Below are 21438 nucleotides of genomic sequence, written 5' to 3'. Positions count from 1 at the left end.
CCGCCGACAGACAGGAGAGCCTCCGTGACCGACACCGTGAACGACACCGTGACCGACCGACTGCGGCACGCCCTGACCGATGTCTTCGCCCTCGCCTATCTGGGCCTCTGCGCGGCCCTGTTGATCTGGGCCCTGGCGGTCACCCTGACCGACGACTCGGGCGAGTCCATGGCAGGGGTCATCCCCCTCCTCGCCACGGCCCCGGCCGGCCTGGTCCTGTTCTGGCTCCCGGACCACCTCTCGATGCTCGTCCTGTCCGTCGCCCTCGGCGCCCTGGTCAACGCCACGGTCATCGGCTGGTGCGCCCGCACCCTGCGCCGGTGACCGGGCGTCGTCGCTCACCTCAGTCGCCGTACCTCACGGCAGCGCGTGCACATGCGGCCCCACCGCCGACGACCACGCGTTGCCCGCGGAGGCGTCCCAGTTGGTGGACCAGGTCATCGCGCCCCGGAGGTCCGGGTAGGTCTTCGAGGGTTTGAAGGAGCCGCAGCCGGTGCCCTTCGTGAGGCAGTCCAGGGCGTTGTTCACCACGGTCGGCGGGACATAGCCGCTGCCCGCGCCGCTCGTCGAGGCCGGCAGGCCCAGGCCGACCTGGGACGGGGCGAGGCCGCCCTCCAGCTGGATGCAGGCGAGGGCCGTCAGGAAGTCCACCGAGCCCTGGCTGTACACCTTGCCGTCGCAGCCCAGCATGGAACCGCTGTTGTAGTACTGCATGTTGACGACCGTGAGGATGTCCTTCACGTTCAGGGCGGTCTGGAAGTACGCGGTGGACGTGGACTGCATGTCGATCGTCTGGGGCGCCATCGTCAGGATGAGGGAAGAGCCCGCCTTCGAGGAGAGCGACCGCAGCGCCTGGCTCATGTACGTGGCGTTCAGGCCGTTCTCCAGGTCGATGTCGACGCCGTCGAAGCCGTACGTCTGCATCAGCGAGTAGACCGAGTTCGCGAAGTTCGCCGCGGACGTCGCGTCGTTCACCGACACCGTGCCGTTCTGCCCGCCGACCGAGACGATCACCTTCTTGCCGGCCGCCTGCTCGGCCCTGATGTCGGCCTTGAACTGGGCGACCGTGTAGCCGCCGAGACCGGCGGAGTCGAGGTTGAAGGTGACGGCGCCCGGTGTCGTCGTCGCGTCGGCGAAGGCCACCGCGATGATGTCGTACGCGGACGGCACGTCCGAGATGCGCTGGACCCTGGCGCCGTTGTTGAAGTTCTGCCAGTAGCCGGTCACCGCGTGCCTGGGGAGCGAGGCGCCGGGGGTCCCGGTCGCCGTCGTCGTGCCCGTCACCGCCGCCGACTTCGGCGACTCGCCCGCCGTGTTCGTCGCCGTCACCTGGAAGCTGTACGACGTCGAGGCCGCGAGCCCGGTCACGGTCGCCGAGGCGCCGGTCACGGAGGCGACCTTCGTGCCCGCCCGGTAGACGTTGTAGCCCGTCGCGTTCGAGACGCCGGACCAGGAGAGGGAGACCGAGGAAGAGGTGGTTCCCGAGACCGCCAGGGCCGTCGGCGCGGCGGGGATCGTGGGGGCCGGGTCGCCGCCTCCGCCGCCGTCGGGGCCGTAGACCGAGAGGTCGTCCGCGTAGTAGGGCTGCTGGCCGTACCAGCCGTGGGTGTAGACCGTCACGGACGTGGTCGACGCGCCTGTGGTGAAGGTGGTCCGGAGTTGTTTCCAGGCCGTCGAGTCCGGGGTCCAGGTGGACACGTCCGTGGTGCCGGTGCCCGTCACGCCCAGGTAGCTGTAGCCGCCCTGCACCCACGCGCTGAGCGTGTAGGTGGAGTCGGGCCGCACGGCCACCGTCTGGGTGCACTTGGCGTTGTCCTGGCCGGCCGGCGTCGCCTTGAGGGCGGCCGCGCCGCCGTGCACCGGCGAGGGCACCGTCGTACCGCTGCCGGCCGTACAGGACCAGTTGGCCAGGCCGGACTCGAAGCCGGCGTTCTTCGCGTTGTTCAGGTCCGCGGCGGACGCCTGAGCCGCGCCCGCCAGGGACAGGGCGAGGGCGGCGGTGACCGACCCCGACCAGATCCTCGTCCAGATCCTCGTCACTCGTTTATGTGGGGACATGACAACACGTTGGTCCAGACCAATTCGCTTGTCAAGAGATCCGCTTGTGGAGGGTCCGTGTGCGCAACCTGCCCCGTTTTGCCGTGACTTGCGCGAAGAACAGTTCCTTACCAGCTACGGAAAGCTGTTCTCCGGCCACAAGCGCGTGGTTACAGTGCTGACGTAGTCACGCAATGAAGTCACCTCGGTGCGCCGGAGTAACTCCCGGCGGGCCGGACCGCGGGAATCGGGGAGCTGCGCGTGCCAACTGCCGTTGCCGTGACCGGCGCCGACCTGGCGCTGCCGCCGCAGGACGAGCGGACCCTGCCCGCCGTCGTGCTCGCCGACCTGGACCGGCAGCCGCTGGAACAGGCCCTGGACGCCGTACAACTCCTCGTCGAACAGCACGGACACCTCGTCGTCGTGTACTCACGGGCCGTCCCGCCCGCCGTGGAACAGCGGCTGCACACCATCCGCTCGCTCCTGGAGAGCGACCGCATCGCGCTGTACCGGCCCGACCTGCCGCCCCTCGGCGTCGCCGTCCTCGCCCGCCAGCTCCGCCAGCTCGCCTCCTGCGACCTCGGGCCGGGCGTGCTCGCCTCGGCGGGCCGGCTGCTCACCCACTACCTCCACGCGGGCGCGCTCCTCGGCTCCGTCGCCCGGCTCGACCGCGTCCCGGTCGTCGGACTGAAGTCGCATGCCCGGTCGTGGGTTCCGGGTAGTCAGTTCGGCGTGCTCGCCCATCCACAGCCGGAACTGGTCAAGGCCGCCCCCGACGTCACCCTCCCCGGGCCCGAGTTCGGGACCTGGATGCTCGTCGGCCGCGGTCAGCTCCAGTCCGACTGGGTCACCGGCACCCTCGCCCCCGCCTGGAAGGCCCAGGGCCTGCGGGAGACCGAGGCACCCGCCGAGTCCGCCGACTGGTGGGGCACCCCCAAACTGATCGAGTTCTGCGCCTATCTGCCCGACCTGTCGGTCCTCTACCAGCTCGTCGCCTCGGTGCGGCAGGGCGTCTGCCACTGGTGCGGGATCGACGTCATCGGCGACCGCTGCGTGTTCTGCTCCGCCACCCCGCCGCCCGCCGCCGAGCTCACCGCCCGCTCCGTCCGCGCCCTCACCACCGGCTGAGACACCGGAAAGCACCGACGCACCGACCACCGTTCCCGCTCGACCCGACCCCCAACGAGGTTGCACGGTTCCATGAACTCCCGTCAGCGCCGCGGCGTGATTCTCCTGCTCCTGTCGGTGTTGTGCGCCCTCGGTGCCTTCGCCGGCGTCCTCTCCGTCATCGACGACGTGAACTCCAAGGTCGGCCCCGAAGTCAGCGCCTACGAGCTGCGCTCCGACATCGCGCCGTACACGGCCCTCGAGGAGGGCCAGTTCAAGAAGATCGAGATGCCGAAGCGCTGGCTGTCCCAGAACGCCGTCACCGACCTCGCCGCGATCCGGGACAAGATCGCCGTGACGACCCTGAAGAAGGGCTCGCTCCTGCAGAGCGACATGATCGTCGACCAGCCCGCCCTCCAGCCGGGGCAGCAGGAGGTCGCCATCATGGTCGACGCGGCGACCGGCGTGGCGGGCAAGATCAGGCCCGGCTCCTCGGTCAACGTGTACGCCACCTTCGAGGGCGCCCGCGACAGCGACCCCGACCAGTCGAAGATCATCGTCACCAACGCGCGCGTCCTCGACGTCGGCGAGATCACCGCCCTCGAACCCGACCGCAACGACCGCGACAGCGCCACCGACGCGGTTCCCATCACCTTCGCGCTGTCGACCCTGGACGCCCAGCGCATCACGTACGCCGAGTCCTTCGCCAAGCGCGTCCGCCTCGCCCTCGTGGCCCCCGGCGGCGCCACCACGATCCCCGACCAGGACCGTACGTACGAACTCGTCACGGACAAGTGAGAGGCCGCCGCCCATGCCCACGAGGATCCTCCCGGCCGTCGGCGACGCGGACGCGGTCCGCTCCCTCACCACCCTGCTCAGCCAGCTCCCGGACGCCGAACCGGTCACCCCGGTCGCCGACTCCACCCAGCTCGTCGACACCCTCGCCCGCCTCGCCGCCGAGTCCGTCGACGAACTCCCCGAGGTCGTGATCGTCCACGAACGCATCGGCCCCGTCCCGGCACTGGAGCTGGTCCGCGAGGTCGCCCTGCGCTTCCCGGCGGTCGGGGTCGTCCTCGTCACCACCGACACCGGCCCCGGCCTCTTCCAGGCCGCCATGGACTCCGGCGCCCGAGGAGTCGTCACGCTCCCCCTCGGCTACGAGGAACTGGCCCACCGCGTCCAGTCCGTCGCCCAGTGGTCCGTGGGCGTACGACGTCATCTCGGCCACGGGGGCGATGTGCTCCCCGGCGTCGGCGGCACCGTCGTCACCGTCAGCGGCGCCAAGGGCGGAGTGGGGGCCACCCTCACCGCCGTGCAGCTCGCCCTCGCCGCCCAGGCCTCCGGCCGGCCCACCGCGCTCGTCGACCTCGACCTGCAGACCGGCGACGTCGCCTCCTACCTGGACGTCCAGTTCCGCCGCTCGGTCGTCGACCTCGCCGCCATCACCGACCTCTCGCCCCGCATCCTCGCCGAGGCCGTCTTCCGCCACGACTGCGGACTGGCCCTCCTCCTCGCCCCCGCCGAGGGCGAACGCGGCGAGGAGGTCACCGACCGCGCCGTACGCCAGATCGTCGGCGCCCTGCGCTCCCGCTACGAGGTCGTGATCGTCGACTGCGGCGCCCAGCTCAGCGGCGCCGGAGCCGCCGCCGTCGAGATGGCCGACCGCGCCCTGCTCGTCACCACCCCGGACGTGGTCGCCGTCCGCGGCGCCAAACGCACCGTCCGGATGTGGGACCGGCTCCAGGTCCGCAAGGCCGAGGAGACGACCGTCGTCGTCAACCGGCACACCCGCGGTACGGAGATCCAGCCCCCGCTCATCCAGAAGATCACCGGCACGGCCGTCGCCGCCACCGCGGTCCCCGCCAACTTCCGGGAACTCCAGGCGGCGGTCGACGCAGGCCGCGTCCACGCCCTCGACGGCAAGGGCACCGTCCGCCAGGCCCTGTGGGCGCTCGCCGCCGAACTGGGCCTGGTCAAGGCGCCGGAGACGGCCCTCGTGCGCCGGGGCGGGCGCGCCCGGGGCACGGACCGGGGCACCGGCGGCTTCCGGCGGCGGAAGGAGTGAGCGCCGTGACGAGGCTCCGCCCGTACAGGAGCGATCGCGGCCAGGTCACCGTCGAGTTCCTCGGCATGACCCCGCTGATCATCGTGACCCTGGTGGTGGTGTGGCAGTTCGTACTGGTGGGGTACACGTTCACGCTCGCGGGGAACGCTGCCGACGAGGCGGTGCGGGCGGGCACGGCGGCGCACCCGGGGGAGCGGGAGGGGGCCTGCCAGGAGGCGGGCCTGGACAAGCTGGGGGACGCGTGGAGGGGGAACGCGGACGTGGACTGCGGCACCGGCGGCGGCTACGTGACCGCCGACGTCTCCCTGCGCGTCCCCGTCCTGTTCCCGGGCACGATCGACTTCCCGTTCACGGTGCACGGACACGCGGGCGCCGTCGAGGAGGAGGACGACTGAGATGCCGTACGGACCCCGCAGACGCGGCGACCGGGGTCAGGTCGCCCTGGAGTACCTGGGCTTCCTGCCGCTGCTCCTCATCGTCGCCCTGGGCGCCGTCCAGCTCGGGCTCTTCGCGTACGCCGCCCAGCAGGCCGGCACGGCGGCCCGCACCGGGGCCCGCAGCGCCTCCCTCGACCAGGACTTCGCCGGGGACTGCGCACGGGCGGTCAGCAGCTGGCTGTCGGTGAGCTGCTCCCGCGCCGACCTGGGCGACGAGGTCCAGGTCACCTCCACCGTCACCATCCCGTCCGTCATCCCGGGCATCGGGAACTTCGGCACCGCCCGCAAGACGGCCACGATGCCGGTCGACCACTGAAGGAAGGCGGCACCGCCATGAGCCTGCGGGCACGCATCAGCTCCCCCGAGGAGGGCAGCGGGCGGGGCGAGGACGGCCACCTGGTCTCCTCGTACCGGGCCAAGCTGCTGGAGGAGATCGACCTCGCCGAGATGAGCTCGCTCGCGGCCGCCGAGCGCCGGGCCCGGCTGGAGCGGGTCCTCGGGCACATCATCAGCCGCGAGGGCCCGGTGCTGTCGACGGGCGAGCGCTCACAGCTGATCCGGCGGGTGGTCGACGAGGCGCTCGGCCTGGGCATCCTGGAACCGCTCCTGGAGGACGCCTCCATCACCGAGATCATGGTGAACGGCCCCGACGCGATCTTCGTCGAGCGGGCCGGCCGGGTGGAACAGCTCCCGCTGCGGTTCGCCTCGAACGACCAGCTCATGCAGACCATCGAACGCATCGTCTCGACCGTCAACCGCCGCGTCGACGAGACGAACCCGATGGTGGACGCCCGCCTCCCGTCCGGCGAACGCGTCAACGTGATCATCCCGCCGCTCTCCCTGACCGGCCCCATCCTCACCATCCGCCGCTTCCCGCGCTCCTTCACCCTCAACGAGCTCATCGGCTTCGGCTCCCTCGACGAGCCGATGCTCTACCTGCTCGCCGGGCTGGTGCAGGCCAAGTTCAACGTGATCGTCTCCGGCGCCACCGGCACCGGCAAGACCACCCTGCTCAACGCCCTGTCCGGACTCATCCCGGAGGGCGAGCGGATCATCACCATCGAGGACTCCGCCGAACTCCAGCTCCAGCAGTCCCACGTCATCCGCCTGGAGTCCCGGCCGCCGAACGTCGAGGGCAACGGCCGGATCACCATCCGCGACCTGGTGCGCAACTCGCTGCGGATGCGCCCCGACCGGATCGTGGTCGGTGAGGTCCGCGGCGGCGAGTCCCTCGACATGCTCCAGGCGATGTCCACCGGCCACGACGGCTCGCTCGCCACCGTCCACGCCAACAGCGCCGAGGACGCGCTGATGCGGCTCCAGACCCTCGCCTCGATGTCCGACGTCGAGATCCCCTTCGTCGCCCTCCACGACCAGATCAACAGCGCGGTGGACGTCATCGTGCAGCTGACCCGGTTCGCGGACGGCGCCCGCCGGATCACCGAGATCGCCCTCCTCGACAGCCATGGCTCGGAGGCCTTCCGGCTGGCCACCGTCGCCCGCTTCGACGCCCGCCCGATGACCGCCGACGGCCGCGTCCACGGCGCCTTCGGGTACTTCCCCCTCCCACGCCGCACCGCCGACCGCCTCTACATGGCGAGCCAGCCGATCCCCCAGGCCTTCGGGGTCGCCCGCGACGCACTCGAACTCACGACCAGGGAAGCCCGGTAACAGCGATGAACCTCGACACCCTCATCACCCTCACCACCGGCGTGACCCTCCTGACCTGCGCCCTGGCCGTCGTGGGCGTGCACGTCTACGCCAAGGGCCACGCCCAGCGCGCCGCCCTCGTGGAGCGCCTGTCCTACACCGGCCAGGCTCCCCTGGGCGGACGCCGGCGCCGCTTCCGCGACCTGGACCGGCGGCTGCGCCGCACCAGGGCGGGCCGCAGGCTGGAACTGAAACTCGTGGCCACCGGCCTGGACGTCACCCCCGGCGAGTTCTTCGTCTACATGCTCGCCACGGTGGCCGGCCTGTGGCTGGTCGGCCAGGCCGTCCTGGCCCCCTTCTTCGGCCCGCTCGCCGGACTCCTCGGCCTCTGGGCGGCCCTGCAGTTCCTCAACTGGCAGCGCCAGAAACGCATCGAGAAGTTCATCAACCAACTCCCCGAACTGGCCCGCATCCTGGCCAACGCCACCCACGCCGGCCTCGCCCTGCGCACCGCGATCGGCATGGCCGCGGAGGAACTGGAGGCCCCGGCCGGCGAGGAACTCGGCAAGGTCGCCGACCAGTTGGCCATCGGCCACTCCATCGACGACGCCCTCGGTGAACTCGCCGACCGCCTCCCCTCCCGCGAACTCGTCGTCCTCGTCACCACCCTGGTCCTCTCCAACCGGGCCGGCGGCCAGGTCGTCGGCGCCCTGCGCAACCTCACCGAGACCCTGGAGGAACGCAAGGAGACCCGGCGCGAGGTACGCACCCAGCTCTCCCAGGTCAACATGACCTCGTACGCCGTCCCGGTGCTCGGCGTCGGCGCCCTGTTCCTCATGGACGGCGTCAACGACGGCACCCTCGACCGGATGACGTCCTCGGCCGTCGGCCAGGCCTGTGTGATCGTCGCCTTCGGCCTCTACGCCGTCGGCTTCGTCCTCATCCGCCGTATGTCCCGCATCGACGTCTGAGGAGGGGACGTACACCGTGGAACTCCTGCTCGCCCTCGCCATGGGCCTCGCCGTCTGGGGGATCTTCGCCGGGATCCGCATGTACCGGGCCGAGGTGAAACTCCCCAGCGACCTCGTCCTCGCCCTGGAGGTCGGCGCCACCCGCACCAGCGCCGTCGGCTCCCTCGTCGACCGCATGGGCATGCGGTACGCGCCCGCCGTGCTGCGTCTGATGGGTCCCAGGCAGGTCGCCCGCTACCGCCGCCGCATCGACCTCGCGGGCAACCCCGGAGGCCTGACGATCGACCGTTACGCGGCCCGCCGCGCGGTCTACGGCGCGATCGGCGGCCTCGGCGCGCTGGCCGCCCTCCTCCAGGGCAGCTTCTTCGTCGCCCTGCTCATGCTGGCCTTCGCCGCCTTCTGGTCCGAGGTCGGCATCTGGTCGGCGATCCGGGTCCGCAAGGACGCCATCGAACGCACCCTGCCCGACTTCCTCGACGTCCTCGCCGTCGTCGTCAGCGCCGGCCTCGGCTTCCGCCAGGCCCTGGACCGGGTCGCCTCCAAGTACGAGGGCCCCTGGGCGGACGAGATCCGCATCACGCTCCGCCAGATGGACCTCGGCATGAGCCGCCGGGAGGCCTTCGAGGAACTCCGCCGCCGCAACGACTCCGAGCAGGTCGCCATGTTCGTCACCGCCCTCCAGCAGGGCGAGGAGCTGGGTGCGCCGATCGTCGACACACTCGTCGCCATCGCCAAGGACATGCGCCGCACGGACGCCCAGAACGCCCGCCGCAAGGCCGCCCGCGCCGTCCCCAAGGCCACGCTGATGATCACCACCTTCATGGTCCCGGCGACGATGCTCCTCCTCGGCGCGGGCATGCTGCTCGGCTCCGGCACCGACTTCAGCTCGATCACGGGGGAGTAGGCGGCCGGTCATGAAGGCAACCATGGACAGCACAGGCACAGGCACAGGCACAGGCACTGATGCGGGTGTCGCCGTGGGCCTCCGGGCGAACGCCGTACAGGCCATGTGCCGTCAGGTCTTCGGCTTCCGCCTGGCGATGATCGCCCTGGCCGCCCCGTCCGCCCTGCTGCACGCCTCCCCGGGCCTGGGCGTCCGCCTCGTCGGCGCGGCCGTGGTCGTCACCTTCATGGGCTCCTACGTCCTCTTCCGCGACTGGGAACGCTTCGGCCCCCTCCTCCTGCGCCACCCCGTCCTGCTGGCCGCCGACACCCTCGTCGGGACGCTGTTGCTGATCTCCGCCGGCCCGGACACCACCCTCGCCTACGTCAGCGTCTGCACCCCCCTCCTCGCCGGCATCGTCTACGGCTGGCGCGGCGCCGCCTGCTTCGCCTCGCTCCAGTCGCTGATCCTGCTGCTGGTCCAGGCGACCGTCGGCCACGGCACGGACGCGGGCCTGGCCGAACACCTCCTCCTCCCCGGCTTCTGCGTCATCACCGGAGCGGTCGGCTCCACCCTGCGCGGGCTGCTCCTGCGCTTCGGCGAGGCCACCCAGGCCCTCACCGCCGTCCGCGCCCGCCTCGCCGCCGCCGAGGCGGTGACCGCCGAACGCGCCCGCCTCGCCCGCGAGATGCACGACTCCGTCGCCAAGACCCTGCACGGCGTCGCGCTCGCGGCGGACGCCCTGGCCGCCTCGACGGACCCTGCCCAGGTGCGGCGGCAGGCCGAGCTGGTCGCCAGGTCGGCCCGCCGCGCCGCCGCCGAGTCCCGCGACCTGCTCGCGGATCTGCGCCGGGAGCCGGAACCGCCCGACGGGGCGTCCCGGACCGCCGGAGTGGACGTGCTGCCCGCACTGGCGGCCCGCGCCGACGACTTCGCCGAACGCACCGGCCTGCGGGTCACCTACCGCCCCACCGGCGACCGTACGACCCTCGCGGTGCCCCCGGCGGTGGCCCGCCAGCTCCTCACCATCACCGCCGAGGCCATGGAGAACGCCCACCGCCACGCCGCCCCCACGGCGGTCGAGGTCCGCGCGGGCGTCCAGGACGACCTCCTCACCCTCACCGTTCACGACGACGGCCGCGGCCTGCCCCCCGGCACCACCCTCGAACACCTCCGCGACACCGGTCACTTCGGCCTCGTCGGCATGGCGGAACGGGCCGCCTGCGTGGGCGCCCGCCTGCGCATCGCCAGCGACGACCGTACCCCCGGCACCGAGGTCCGCCTGGAACTCCCCCTGGCCGACCTGACCTTCCGAGAGGAGGCACCATGCCGGACCAGCCCGCCGTACGCGTAGTGGTGGCCGACGACAACCCGGTGGTCCGCGCGGGCCTCACCGCGCTCCTGTCGAGCTGCCCGGACTTCACGGTCGTGGCGCAGGCGGCGGACGGCCGCGAGGCCTGCGAGGCCGCCCTGCGCCACCGCCCCGACGTGATCCTCCTCGACGTCCGCATGCCCGGCGTCGACGGCCTCACGGCCCTGCCCCACCTGGCCCGGATCGCCACGGTCCTGATGCTGACGTACAGCCACGACCCGGAAACCGTCCGAGCGGCGCTACGGGGCGGGGCGAGCGGTTATCTGGTGCACGGGCAGTTCACGGTGGAGGAGCTGGGGGAAGCGGTGAGAAGCGCACACGGGAATGCGAATGCACACGTCAACGTGCCCTCAAGTCCCTTGCTTCCAGTGACTTTCCCCGAACAGCTTTCGCGACTGCAACCGTCTATGGGACCCTCTGACGAGTCGGGTCACCGGGCGGGGTTCCAGCTCAGCGCGAGGGAGGCGGAGATCATGGACCTCATCGCGTCGGGCATGAACAACCAGCAGATCGCCGCCGCATGCTTCATCAGCGAGAAGACGGTCAAGAATCACATCAACCGCATCTTCGCCAAGCTGCACAGCAGCAGCCGCGCCGAGGCGGCGGCCAAGTGGCTGGGAAATTGGGCCCTGGGACCCTCGCCGGAGGCACCCCGGGCGCCCTACGTTCCTCCTGCCAATGCCTCAAACCGAGAGGAACGCCATGAGCGACCTGCTGCTGAAGACCGTCGTCGCGGCCATGGTCCGGGTGACGGAGGCGGTACGGCGCCGCACCGCCGACGACAGGGGGCAGACCGCGGTCGAGTATCTGGGGATCATCGCGGTGGTGGTGGCGATCGTGGTGTTGATCGCGAACACGAATCTGGGCCAGACGATCGTGGACAAGCTCAGGGCCCAGATCGCCAAGGTGGCGCCCTGACAGCTCGTCGAACACGCCTTCTCGGCGATGGCGGGCAGGCTTTCCCCATCTACATCACGGTGGTGGCCGGCCTGCTCTTTCTCGCGCTCGCGTACTTCGCGGTCGGCCAGGCGGCAGTCAACCGCAACGGTGCCCAGACAGCGGCCGACGCGGCGGCCCTGGCGGCGGCGCAGGAGACCAGGGACGAGCTTGCCGACAAGTGGGTGCTCGACGTGCTCGACCCCACGAAATGGCAGAGCATCTTCGACGGCAACGGTGGGACGAACTCCTGCTGGAGAGCCGACCAGTTGGCCGCGATGAACGATGCGACGGTCCAGTGTTCCCCGGACGGACTTCTGAGCTACCGGGTCAGGGCTCAGACGAACAAGACGATCGGGGAGTCGGTCGTGCCCGGCACGGCGGACCGCCAGGCGCACGCCAACGCCGTCGCGGTGATCGAGCCGCTGTGCACGTTCGCGCTGCCGGCCGGCACCGCCGCACTCCCGACGCTCGAATGCGACGACGGGGACTGGGAGCTGGACCCGGACGACCTGACCGATCTGCCCGGTCCCGAAGACCTGTTCGACGTGCACCTGGCCACAGGCTGAGGAAGGAAAACGGAGCGATGAGGATGCGGTTCACTGCGAATGCCCGCAGGGTGACGGTCGCGCTGACCGTCGTGGCGGGGCTGGCCCTGGGGTCGGCCGCCTGCGGGGGCGGGGGTGACGACGACGCCAAGAAGCCGCAGAACTCGTCGTCCGCCTCCACGTCCGGTGGATCGCAGCCGAACCCGCAGGAGGGGGAGTCCGCGGCACCGATCGCCGAGCTGAAGGGCCCGAGCGGGCTGCTCCTCCAGATCACCTCGGCCGTGCGGGACTCCGGTGGCTTCATCACAGTCAACGGGGACCTGAAGAACGACAGCGGCACGGAAGCCGTGATCCCCTCGGCGTTGAGCGGCAACGAGACGGAGATCATCAACAACGGACTGTCCCTCGGCGGAGCCACCCTCGTCGACTCCAAGAGCAAGAAGCGCTACTACGTCCTCCGCGACACAGAAGGCCGCCCCCTGACCACCACCGGCTTCTCGACGCTGAAGGCGGGGGAAACGATCGACGTGTTCCTCCAGTTCCCCGCCCCGCCCGCGAGCAGCACGGAGGTCACCTTCCAGCTCCCGCTGTTCCCCAGCGCGGTCATCAAGATCTCCGGGTGAGGCCGGTCATGACCCCACGTCTCTCCCTGGCGGTGGCCACCGCCACCCTCCTCGTCCTCGGCACGGCGCCGGCCTCCCTGGCCGACGACGCCACCCCCAGCGTCCCTCCGGGCACCGAAGCCACCGCCACCGCGCCGGTCGAGGTCGACCCCAACGACCCCGACCTCAAACTCCCCGAGGGCGGCACGCTCGCCGAGCCCAAGGTCCTGGACATCAAGCAGGTCGTGGAGGACGAGTCCGGCGACGAACGGCGTGAGGACACCAACGCGGACGTCACGTTCGCCCTCCAGGCCGAGGTCCTGTTCGGCAAGGACAGCGCGAAGCTCGGCACCGAGGCGAAGGCCCGGATCGCGGTGATCGCCGACGAGATCAAGAAGCAGAACACCACACTGGTCCGCGTCTTCGGCTTCACCGACAATCTCGGCTCCTCCGCCCACGGCGACGTCCTCTCCAAACAGCGCGCCGACGCCGTCCAGGCGGAACTCGCCGGCGACCTCAACGACCCCGCCATCACCTTCGAGGTCCGCGGCTACGGCGAGCAGTACCCCATCTCCGACAACTCCACGGAGGAGGGGCGCAAGAAGAACCGCCGGGTGGAGATCACCTTCCCGAGGACGGCGGGCTGAGTTCGGTCACCTCGACGTGCACTCCTGGCCGTAGCCCCCACCCCTGCATCACCCCCGCCGCCGCCTCCAGGACGTGGCGGGAGCGGAGGCGGGGGAGGCCCAGGCGGGCGGGGGGCATGGTGCGTACGGCGAGGACCGTCAGGTGGCGGTCGAGGTAGGCGACGTCGAGGGGGATGCGCATGCCGAAGGTGTGGATGCTGCCGGCGGGGGTCAGCAGCAGGGCGCCGTCGACCGAGTCCCGGCCCAGGAGGCCCCTGGTGCGGGCGCGGTAGGAGGCGGCGATCTCCAGGGGGATCCGCAGAGGGGGCCTGCCGTCCGCCTCCACGAGCAGTTCGGCATACCCGTCGTGCCAGCGCGCCATAGACCTGATCCCCTCGCTCGCCTCGCTACCCTCGGCACGGTAGCGAGCCGGGGACACGAAGAGGTGGCCGTCGTATGCGGAAGATCGTGCTGATGATGTCGGTGTCCCTGGACGGATACATGGAGGGCCCGGACCGCGACATCTCCTGGCACCGTGTCGACGACGAGGTCCACCAGGACGCCAACGACTTCGTCGCCGGGATGGCCGGTCTCCTCAGCGGCCGGGTCACCCACGACCTCATGGCCGATTTCTGGCCCACCGCCGACGCCGACCCCGAGGCCCCCGCGGTGATGGCCGAGTTCGCCGCCATCTGGCGGGAGATCCCCAAGTACGTCTACTCCCGCACGCTGGAGCACGCCGACTGGAACACGACGATCGTGCGGGAGGTCGTCCCGGAGGAGGTACGGGCCCTCAAGGAGCGGCGCGACGCGGAGCTGGGCCCCGGCGATCTGGCGCTCGGGGGTGCCGAGCTCGCCGCCGAGTTCCTGCGCCACGGGCTCGTCGACCAGATCCGGCTCTACGTCCACCCCGTGCTGATCGGCCGGGGCAAACCCCTCTTCCCGGACACCGACACGGTCACCGGCCTCCATCTCGCCGAGTCCCGCACCTTCGGCAACGGCGTCGTCCTGCTCCGCTACGACGTGGAGCGGGACTGAGGAGAGGGAATAATCGGCTGCGGGGGTGGGGGGCCACCTGCCACGATCGGCCCATGAGCGACGACGACCACCCCCAGGGCACGACCTTCGAGGAGCTTCTCGCCGAGGGCGCCGCCGTCCCCACCGAGGGGTGGGACTTCTCGTGGTTCGAGGGGCGGGCGACCGAGGAACGGCCCTCCTGGGGGTACGCCGTGTCGCTCGCCGGTCGGCTGGCCGGGGCCGGTGCCGTGCTCGACATCCAGACCGGCGGCGGGGAGGTCCTGGACTTCGCCCTCGCGCGGGTCGCCGCGGCCGCCACCGCCCCCGCCCCCGTCCTCACCGTGGCGACCGAGGGCTGGCCGGCGAACGTCGCCAGGGCCACCGCCCTCCTGCGGCCGCGCGGCATCGCCGTCGTCGCCGTCCCGGAGACGGCCCCGCTGCCCTTCGCCGACGCCGCCTTCGACCTGGTGACCAGCAGGCATCCGGTACGGCCCCGGTGGGGCGAGATCGCCCGGGTGCTCCGGCCCGGCGGGACCTACTTCGCCCAGCACGTGGGGCCCCGCAGCGTCTATGAGCTGGTCGAGTACTTCCTCGGCCCGCAGCCCGAGGCAGCGAGCCACGACCGCCACCCCGACCGCGAGCGCGCCGAGGCCGAGGCGGCGGGCCTGGAGATCGCCGACCTGCGCGCGGAACGCCTCCGGATCGAGTTCCACGACATCGCCGCCGTGGTCCACTTCCTGCGCAAGGTGATCTGGATGGTGCCGGACTTCACCGTCGAGGCCCACCAGCCCCGCCTGCGCGCCCTGCACGAGCAGCTCACCGGGCAGGGCCCCTTCGTCGCCCACAGCACCCGCCACCTCATCGAGGCCCGTAGACCGCTCGCCCGACCGTCCGCCTGGGCCGAGCCCCTCACGCGTGCGGCCCCGTCGTCACCTCCCCGATCACCAGCTCCGCCGTCGCCTCCAGTACCTCCCCGACCCGGTCGGCCCGTTCGCCCAGCTCCCGGGTCTGGCGGGCCGTCAGGCGGCCGAGCGGCTCGACCGTGACGGTCGTACGACGGCCCCGGCGCCGGTGGTGCCACACGCCCGCCACCACCCCGTCCACCAGCAGTACCGGGAAGTTCCCGGCCTGCCCGCCGGCCAGCGCCCGCCCGTAGGCGGCCCCGGGGAACAGCAGCTCCCGGGGCTGGGCGGCGACGACGTACGCGTCGAAGTACGGCAGCAGCCGCACCCCGCGCACGGGCTCCTGCGGGAATCCGGTGTCCCCGGCCGCCACCCAGGCCCGCCGGCCGGCGCACAGCACCTCCTCCACCGCCGCCTCCCCGAGTGCCTCCTCGAACAGCGCGACCGCCCAGCCGGCCGGCACCGCCAGCCACTTCGCGAAGTCCTGCGGGGTCGCCGGGCCGTAGACGGTCAGATAGCGCAGGAGCAGCAGGCGCAGCGCCTGCCGGGGCGCCAGCGGATCGAAGCGGGGCGGGCGGGTGTACGTCACCTTGCGGCCCCGGTTCGGCCCGAAGCACAGCGCGCCGGACTGGCCCGCCCGGTGCAGCACCTGCCGCCAGCGCGCCACAGGTCCTGGAAGGCGGGCATCACCCGGTCCCCGGCCCAGGTCCCGGTGCGGTCGACGACCTCCTGGTCCAGCTCCTCCAGCGTCAGGCACACCCCGCCGAGGGCCTCCCCGACCGCCGCCACCACCTGCTCGGCCTGTTCCCCGGTGAGCCGTACGTCCGGCGGGAAGGGGCTGCGGCCGGACGGGAGGGCCGTCAGGGCGGCGGTCCACAGGGGGAGTTCACGGGCGGGCAGCAGATGGACCGTCCCGCGCGGGCCGTGGGTCCGCACCAGCGACCGGTCCCCGCTCAGCGCGGCCCGTACGCCGGTCCGGGTCGTCCCCTCGGCGCGGATCCCGACCGACACCTCGGCGGCCGAGGGAACCTGTGCGTGCGCGCCGAGCATGGCCGCGACGATCTCCGCGGGGCCTCCGGTGCCGGCCGCGAGCGGATTGGCCAGGAACTGCCGTTCCAGCCGTCGTGCGGACGCCTCTTGCCAACTGATCCTCCGGTTCATGGCGCCGACGCTGGCAGGCAAAGAGGACGGGAACTGTCCGCCACGGGCCCGCCGCACCCCGGTCGTGTCGTCCGCTCGGCCCCACCGGGCAAACAGAAAAGGGCATTCCGGTTCACTCCCCCGCAGACCGCCTCACATTCTCCACGAGGTTTCCACATCGTTATCGCGAGCGGTTCGCATTCACTGTGGGCCTCACGTAAGTTCAAGCGCGGGTAATTCGCGTGAGCAAAGCTGCGCGGGCGGCACCGCGCGGTGGAGGGGGCCGTGCGGCGCCGTCCGCGTCAAGCGGGCGTGAGGGGCCGGGGTAGCCCGTCGGGGGGACGGGTGGACAACTGCCCGACCGACGCCCAAGCCCCGCCGAAACCTCAGCTTCCCTCGGTGAACACCGTCATTCCCCTGGGATTCCGTCGCGTTCTGGCCATGTAGGGCCCATGAATCATGCCCGGGAAGGCCATCTGGGTGTCGCCGAGCGACTTCGGAGAGTAATTGTGCCGCGCCGATGCACGCAGCATCACTTACGAAGGGTTATGGTGGAAACCCCCCCTCGGGCCGGTCCGTCTCCCCCCCACGGACCGGCCCGTTTTTTGCACATCAAGAGGGTGCCTCCGCCAACACGGTCCACCACCCTCACCGAAGGGGCGCGGGGAACTGCGCGAGCAACCCCCGCCGGCCCGCACCCGAACAACAACCGCACCCCCCGCAGCGGTACCCTTTGGCCCGCGGGGACCGCATTGGCACGGAGGGGCTGACATCACGTGAACCTGCGCGACAAGCTGCGCGGCCTTCTGGTCAGGCTGTACGCACGCCGGGTGGAAGGCCACCTGGACCACGCTCAGGTGCCCAAGCACATCGGCGTCATCATGGACGGCAACCGCCGCTGGGCGAAGGCCTCGGGGTCCACCACCGAGCACGGCCACCGCGCCGGCGCCGAGAAGATCGAGGAGTTCCTCGGCTGGTGCACCGAGACGGACGTCGAGGTCGTCACCCTCTGGCTGCTGTCGACGGACAACCTCGACCGCCCCCAGGAGGAGCTCGTCCCCCTCCTCGGCATCATCGAGGACGTGGTCCGCACCCTCGCCGCCGACGGCCGCTGGCGCGTCCACCACGTCGGCACGCCCGACATCCTCCCCTCCCATGTGCAGACCGCGTTGAAGGAGGCCGAGCAGGCCACCGCCCACGTCGACGGAATACTGGTCAACGTCGCCATCGGCTACGGCGGCCGTCAGGAGATCGCCGACGCCGTGCGCTCGATGATCACCGACGCCGCCGACCACGGCGTCTCGATGGAGGACCTCGCGGACTCCGTCAGCGTCGACCTGATCGGCCGCCACCTCTACACCGGCGCCCAGCCCGACCCCGACCTGGTGATCCGCACCAGCGGCGAACAGCGGCTGTCCGGATTCATGCTGTGGCAGACGGCCCATGCGGAGTACTACTTCTGCGAGGTCTTCTGGCCGGCCTTCCGCAAGGTCGACTTCCTGCGTGCCCTGCGCGACTACGCGGCACGTCACCGCCGCTACGGCGGCTGACCGCGGGACGGAAGTAACAAGGAGTTCACCGGTGCGCCGTCATATGCCGTGGCATGGCGGCGCATCTTCGAGGGCATAAGCCAAGCAGGTCGACGCCCGAACCACGGGTGTCGGATCCTCAGCGGGCGGCACGGGGCCGTCCGCCCGGGAGGCCCTTTGCACCAGCCCGACCGTGCGGTCACGGCACGGAAGAAGCAGCGGGGGGCCGGTCCCCGGCCCGTGCATCGGGGCCGTCGACCGGTCCAGCTCCACTCCGTCGCTCCCCGACCTCATCCGAGGGGGTACGTCCTTCCGTGGTGACCAGCACAAAGCGCCGTATGCCTGACCGGCGCACCTATGTTCTCGACACCAGCGTCCTGCTGGCCGACCCGAACGCCATGACCCGCTTCGAGGAGCACGAGGTCGTGCTCCCCATCGTCGTGGTCACGGAACTGGAGGCCAAGCGGCACCATCCCGAACTCGGCTACTTCGCCCGGCAGGCGCTGCGCCTGCTCGACGACTACCGGGTGAAGTACGGTCGCCTCGACGCCCCCATCCCGATCGGGGAGCTGGGCGGCACCATCCGTGTCGAGCTCAACCACTCGGACCCCAGCGTGCTGCCCAGCGGCTACCGGCTGGGGGACAACGACTCACGCATCCTCGCGGTCGCCCGCAATCTGCAGGCCGAGGGGTTCGACGTCACCGTCGTGTCGAAGGACCTGCCGCTCAGGATCAAGGCCTCGTCGGTCGGTCTCCTGGCGGAGGAGTACCGCGCCGAGCTCGCCATCACGGACTCCTCCGGCTGGACCGGAATGTCCGAACTGGGCCTGTCCGGCGAACAGGTGGACATCCTCTTCGAGGAAGGACACGTGTACGTCCCGGAGGTCGCCGACCTCCCCGTGCACACCGGTCTCACCATCCAGTCGGAGCGCGGCAAGGCGCTGGGCCGGGTCACCCCGGAGGGCAACATCCGGCTGGTGCGCGGCGACCGGGAGGCGTTCGGCATCAAGGGCCGCAGCGCCGAGCAGCGCATCGCGCTCGACCTGCTGCTCGACCCGGACGTCGGGATCGTGTCGATGGGCGGCCGGGCCGGCACCGGCAAGTCGGCGCTGGCACTGTGCGCGGGTCTCGAGGCGGTCCTGGAGCGCCGTCAGCACCAGAAGGTGATGGTCTTCCGTCCGCTGTACGCGGTGGGCGGGCAGGAGCTCGGCTATCTGCCGGGTTCCGAGGCCGAGAAGATGAGCCCCTGGGCGCAGGCGGTGTTCGACACCCTGTCGGCCGTCACCTCCCGCGAGGTCATCGAGGAGGTCACCGCGCGCGGGATGCTGGAGGTCCTGCCCCTGACGCACATCCGGGGCCGCTCCCTGCACGACGCCTTCGTCATCGTCGACGAGGCCCAGTCCCTCGAACGGAACGTCCTGCTGACCGTTCTGTCCCGGATCGGCGCCAATTCGCGGGTGGTTCTCACCCATGACGTGGCCCAGCGGGACAATCTGAGGGTCGGGCGCTACGACGGTGTCGTCGCCGTCGTGGAGAAGCTGAAGGGCCACCCGCTCTTCGCGCACGTGACGCTGAACCGGTCCGAGAGGTCCCAGATCGCGGCGCTTGTGACCGAAATGCTGGAGGACGGGCACATCTGACCCTGACCGCACAAGTTCATAAGCTTTGAGCGTCAGTTGGTGCCGCCCGGCAAAGGCTGTGAGCCTAGCCGGGCGGCACCGGCGTGTGTGGGGGTTTGGCGAAATCCCCGGGGATCCCGGGGGTGTGAGCTTTCACACGTAACTCGGAATTGCCTTGCGGCGTCCGGTTACGGCAGAGTCTCGATCCTGTCAGGCCCCGCATACGGCACACGTGTACCCCCAGGGGTACGGAAACACACTTGCACCACCTTCAACTCCATAGCGTCGCCGTATGCCGCCCGAGCACCACGCGGCGCTCCCCTCCGGGGAGTTGCCCACCGGGCCCGTGTCTCCCGTGACCCATCGAGGGGAGGCCAGCGTCAGGGGCACGATCGCGTCCGCCAGGGTCACCGAAGCGGGCGCTGCTGGAAGGAAACCGTGTGAGCCGGATCTCGGTCCGGGGATTCGCAGTGGCCTCGGCCACGGCGGTCACCGCTGTCGGAAGCGTTGTCGGCGTTGCCTCGGGCAGCATCGCAGCACCGAACAACGACGCTGAGGCGACCGCGAGCGACGCGACGCTCCTCGCTGACATCCCTGCCGGCCAGCAGGCCCAGGTGCAGACCGCCACCGTGGCGCAGCAGGCCAACTACCAGGCCATCGCCGCCGACGAGGGCGCGAAGAAGGAAGCGGAGGCAGCGGCCCGCAAGGCTGCCGCCGAGACCGCCGTCGCGAAGAAGGAGGCCGCCGAGAAGGCGGCCAAGGAGCGCGCGGAGGCCAAGGCCAAGGCCAGCCGCAGCGCGTCGGACTTCCCGGTCCAGAGCTCCTACACGGTCGCGCAGATCCAGGCCATGGCCGCGCAGATGGTGCCGAGCGGCCAGTTCCAGTGCTTCAGCAACATCGTGGACCACGAGTCCAGTTGGAACTACCACGCCGTCAACGCCTCCTCCGGCGCCTACGGCCTTTTCCAGGCGCTGCCCGCCGGCAAGTACGCGTCCGCGGGCGCCGACTGGCAGACCAACCCGGCCACGCAGATCAAGTGGGGCCTGAACTACATGGACAGCCGGTACGGCAGCCCCTGTGAGGCCTGGTCGTTCTGGCAGGCCAACCACTGGTACTGAGCCCCGAGCGGCTCCGGGCCGCACCCCCTTTCAGCTCGATTTTCATCTCGAACGAAGGAATTCGTGTGAGCCGGAACTCGGCCCGGGGATTCGCCGTGGCCTCGGCCACCGCGGTCACCACTGTCGGTGCGGTCATGGGCGTGGCCCAGGCCGGCACCGCACAGCCCAGTGACGACGCGCAGGCCACGGCGAACGGCACGACGCTGCTCGCCGATTTACCGATAGGTCAGCAGGCCGAGGTACAGACGGCCTCGCTGCACCAGCAGGCCACCACCCAGGCCATCGCCGCGGACACCACCGCCAAGAAGGAGGCGGAGGAGTCCGCCCGTAAGCAGGCGGCCAAGGACGCCGTGGCCAGACAGAAGGCCGCCGTCGCCAAGGCCAAGGCCGAGAAGGAAGCCGAGGAAGCCAAGGAACGCGCGGAGGCGGAGACCAAGTCCACCGCGTCCTCCGGCAGCACCGCGAGCTTCCCGCAGCAGGCGTCGTACACCGTCGCCGAGGTCCAGGCCATCGCACGCCAGATCGTGCCCGCCGGCCAGTTCCAGTGCTTCAGCAACATCGTGAACCACGAGTCCACGTGGAACTACCAGGCCGTCAACCCCACTTCCGGCGCCTACGGTCTCGTCCAGGCCTACCCGGGATCGAAGATGTCGTCCGCGGGCGCCGACTGGCGCACCAACCCGGCGACGCAGATCAAATGGGGCCTGAACTACATGAACGAACGGTACGGCAGCCCCTGCGACGCCTGGGACTACTGGCAGGCCAACGGCTCGTACTGAGCCGACGCTCAACCCCGCGCAGCCCCTCCCCGTCCTTAGGTGAGGGGCCATCGCCCTGTACGGTCGACGAGCCGACGACTCCAGGAGGAGTGGTGGGGAG

At 71.0% G+C, this 21438-nt stretch carries 20 protein-coding genes and 3 pseudogenes; 20 read left to right on the top strand and 3 right to left on the bottom strand.

Annotation, left to right across the window (positions count from 1 at the left end; genetic code table 11):
• Window positions 1-24: 24 nt before the first annotated feature.
• A complete protein-coding gene (locus AQJ64_RS13755; protein WP_055637712.1) occupies window positions 25-324 on the top strand; it encodes an SCO4225 family membrane protein in 300 nt (99 codons plus the stop codon).
• Window positions 325-357: 33 nt separating this feature from the next.
• On the opposite strand, the gene AQJ64_RS13750 is transcribed toward AQJ64_RS13755, so the two are convergent.
• Window positions 358-2058, bottom strand: coding sequence for a chitinase (locus tag AQJ64_RS13750; protein ID WP_055637711.1), 1701 nt, complete (start codon window positions 2056-2058; stop codon window positions 358-360).
• Between the two features lie 240 nt (window positions 2059-2298).
• Between AQJ64_RS13750 and AQJ64_RS13745 the strand changes: the two genes are divergently transcribed.
• From AQJ64_RS13745 to AQJ64_RS13685, 13 genes and pseudogenes are all read left to right on the top strand, one after another.
• Complete coding sequence (locus AQJ64_RS13745; protein ID WP_079061641.1) at window positions 2299-3165, top strand: hypothetical protein; 867 nt, start codon at window positions 2299-2301, stop codon at window positions 3163-3165.
• A 72-nt stretch (window positions 3166-3237) separates the two neighbouring features.
• Window positions 3238-3942, top strand: a complete 705-nt coding sequence (gene cpaB, locus AQJ64_RS13740; RefSeq protein WP_055637709.1) for a Flp pilus assembly protein CpaB — start codon at window positions 3238-3240, stop codon at window positions 3940-3942.
• A 13-nt stretch (window positions 3943-3955) separates the two neighbouring features.
• Entirely contained in the window at window positions 3956-5209 is a 1254-nt protein-coding gene (locus AQJ64_RS13735; RefSeq protein WP_059202656.1) for a CpaE/TadZ family protein, read from the top strand.
• 65 nt (window positions 5210-5274) lie between these two features.
• Window positions 5275-5604, top strand: coding sequence for a pilus assembly protein (locus AQJ64_RS13730; protein ID WP_244902656.1), 330 nt, complete (start codon window positions 5275-5277; stop codon window positions 5602-5604).
• A gap of 1 nt (window position 5605) precedes the next feature.
• Window positions 5606-5962 (top strand): TadE family protein, encoded by a 357-nt coding sequence (locus AQJ64_RS13725; protein ID WP_055634792.1) that lies wholly within the window; start codon window positions 5606-5608, stop codon window positions 5960-5962.
• Between the two features lie 17 nt (window positions 5963-5979).
• Window positions 5980-7317 carry a TadA family conjugal transfer-associated ATPase gene (locus AQJ64_RS13720; protein WP_055634793.1) on the top strand — a complete coding sequence of 446 codons (1338 nt, stop codon included), beginning with the start codon at window positions 5980-5982 and terminating at the stop codon, window positions 7315-7317.
• Window positions 7318-7322: 5 nt separating this feature from the next.
• Complete coding sequence (locus AQJ64_RS13715; protein WP_055634794.1) at window positions 7323-8267, top strand: type II secretion system F family protein; 945 nt, start codon at window positions 7323-7325, stop codon at window positions 8265-8267.
• A 16-nt stretch (window positions 8268-8283) separates the two neighbouring features.
• Window positions 8284-9171 (top strand): DUF5936 domain-containing protein, encoded by an 888-nt coding sequence (locus tag AQJ64_RS13710; RefSeq protein ID WP_099053992.1) that lies wholly within the window; start codon window positions 8284-8286, stop codon window positions 9169-9171.
• Between the two features lie 22 nt (window positions 9172-9193).
• Window positions 9194-10504 (top strand): sensor histidine kinase, encoded by a 1311-nt coding sequence (locus AQJ64_RS13705; protein WP_240512684.1) that lies wholly within the window; start codon window positions 9194-9196, stop codon window positions 10502-10504.
• Window positions 10477-11142, top strand: a pseudogene (locus AQJ64_RS45670) (response regulator); the annotation flags it as partial. The gene AQJ64_RS13705 and the pseudogene AQJ64_RS45670, both read left to right, overlap by 28 nt.
• A 294-nt stretch (window positions 11143-11436) precedes the next feature.
• A complete protein-coding gene (locus tag AQJ64_RS13695) occupies window positions 11437-12027 on the top strand; it encodes a pilus assembly protein TadG-related protein (RefSeq protein WP_055634800.1) in 591 nt (196 codons plus the stop codon).
• 17 nt (window positions 12028-12044) lie between these two features.
• On the top strand, window positions 12045-12629 hold the full coding sequence (locus tag AQJ64_RS13690; protein WP_055634796.1) for a hypothetical protein: 585 nt from the start codon (window positions 12045-12047) through the stop codon (window positions 12627-12629).
• An 8-nt stretch (window positions 12630-12637) separates the two neighbouring features.
• Window positions 12638-13255, top strand: coding sequence for an OmpA family protein (locus tag AQJ64_RS13685; RefSeq protein ID WP_055634797.1), 618 nt, complete (start codon window positions 12638-12640; stop codon window positions 13253-13255).
• Here AQJ64_RS13685 and AQJ64_RS13680 read toward each other — a convergent pair.
• On the bottom strand, window positions 13230-13616 hold the full coding sequence (locus AQJ64_RS13680; RefSeq protein ID WP_059202654.1) for a DUF192 domain-containing protein: 387 nt from the start codon (window positions 13614-13616) through the stop codon (window positions 13230-13232). The genes AQJ64_RS13685 and AQJ64_RS13680 overlap by 26 nt on opposite strands.
• Window positions 13617-13690: 74 nt before the next feature.
• On the opposite strand from AQJ64_RS13680, the gene AQJ64_RS13675 reads away from it, so the two are divergent.
• On the top strand, window positions 13691-14272 hold the full coding sequence (locus AQJ64_RS13675; protein WP_055635763.1) for a dihydrofolate reductase family protein: 582 nt from the start codon (window positions 13691-13693) through the stop codon (window positions 14270-14272).
• A 53-nt stretch (window positions 14273-14325) separates the two neighbouring features.
• Window positions 14326-15135: pseudogene (locus AQJ64_RS13670) on the top strand (methyltransferase domain-containing protein); the annotation flags it as partial.
• Window positions 15136-15160: 25 nt separating this feature from the next.
• On the opposite strand, the pseudogene AQJ64_RS13665 reads toward AQJ64_RS13670, so the two are convergent.
• Window positions 15161-16314: pseudogene (locus AQJ64_RS13665) on the bottom strand (winged helix DNA-binding domain-containing protein).
• A gap of 755 nt (window positions 16315-17069) precedes the next feature.
• Here AQJ64_RS13665 and AQJ64_RS13660 point away from each other — a divergent pair.
• The 4 genes from AQJ64_RS13660 (at window position 17070) to AQJ64_RS13645 (ending at window position 21338) form a co-directional block, all read left to right on the top strand.
• Window positions 17070-17843, top strand: coding sequence for an isoprenyl transferase (locus AQJ64_RS13660; RefSeq protein WP_055635764.1), 774 nt, complete (start codon window positions 17070-17072; stop codon window positions 17841-17843).
• A gap of 293 nt (window positions 17844-18136) precedes the next feature.
• Window positions 18137-19462 (top strand): RNA 5'-3' helicase PhoH2, encoded by a 1326-nt coding sequence (phoH2, locus tag AQJ64_RS13655; protein ID WP_055635765.1) that lies wholly within the window; start codon window positions 18137-18139, stop codon window positions 19460-19462.
• 419 nt (window positions 19463-19881) lie between these two features.
• Window positions 19882-20559, top strand: coding sequence for an aggregation-promoting factor C-terminal-like domain-containing protein (locus tag AQJ64_RS13650; RefSeq protein WP_055635766.1), 678 nt, complete (start codon window positions 19882-19884; stop codon window positions 20557-20559).
• Window positions 20560-20624: 65 nt separating this feature from the next.
• A complete protein-coding gene (locus AQJ64_RS13645) occupies window positions 20625-21338 on the top strand; it encodes an aggregation-promoting factor C-terminal-like domain-containing protein (RefSeq protein ID WP_055635767.1) in 714 nt (237 codons plus the stop codon).
• Window positions 21339-21438 lie beyond the last annotated feature (100 nt).

Origin of the sequence: Streptomyces griseoruber, assembly GCF_001514205.1 — a bacterium.
GTDB classification, from domain to species: Bacteria; Actinomycetota; Actinomycetes; order Streptomycetales; family Streptomycetaceae; genus Streptomyces; species Streptomyces griseoruber.
The sequence above is the reverse complement of the archived record's forward strand: the minus strand, read 5'-3'. Positions and strand labels throughout refer to the sequence as shown.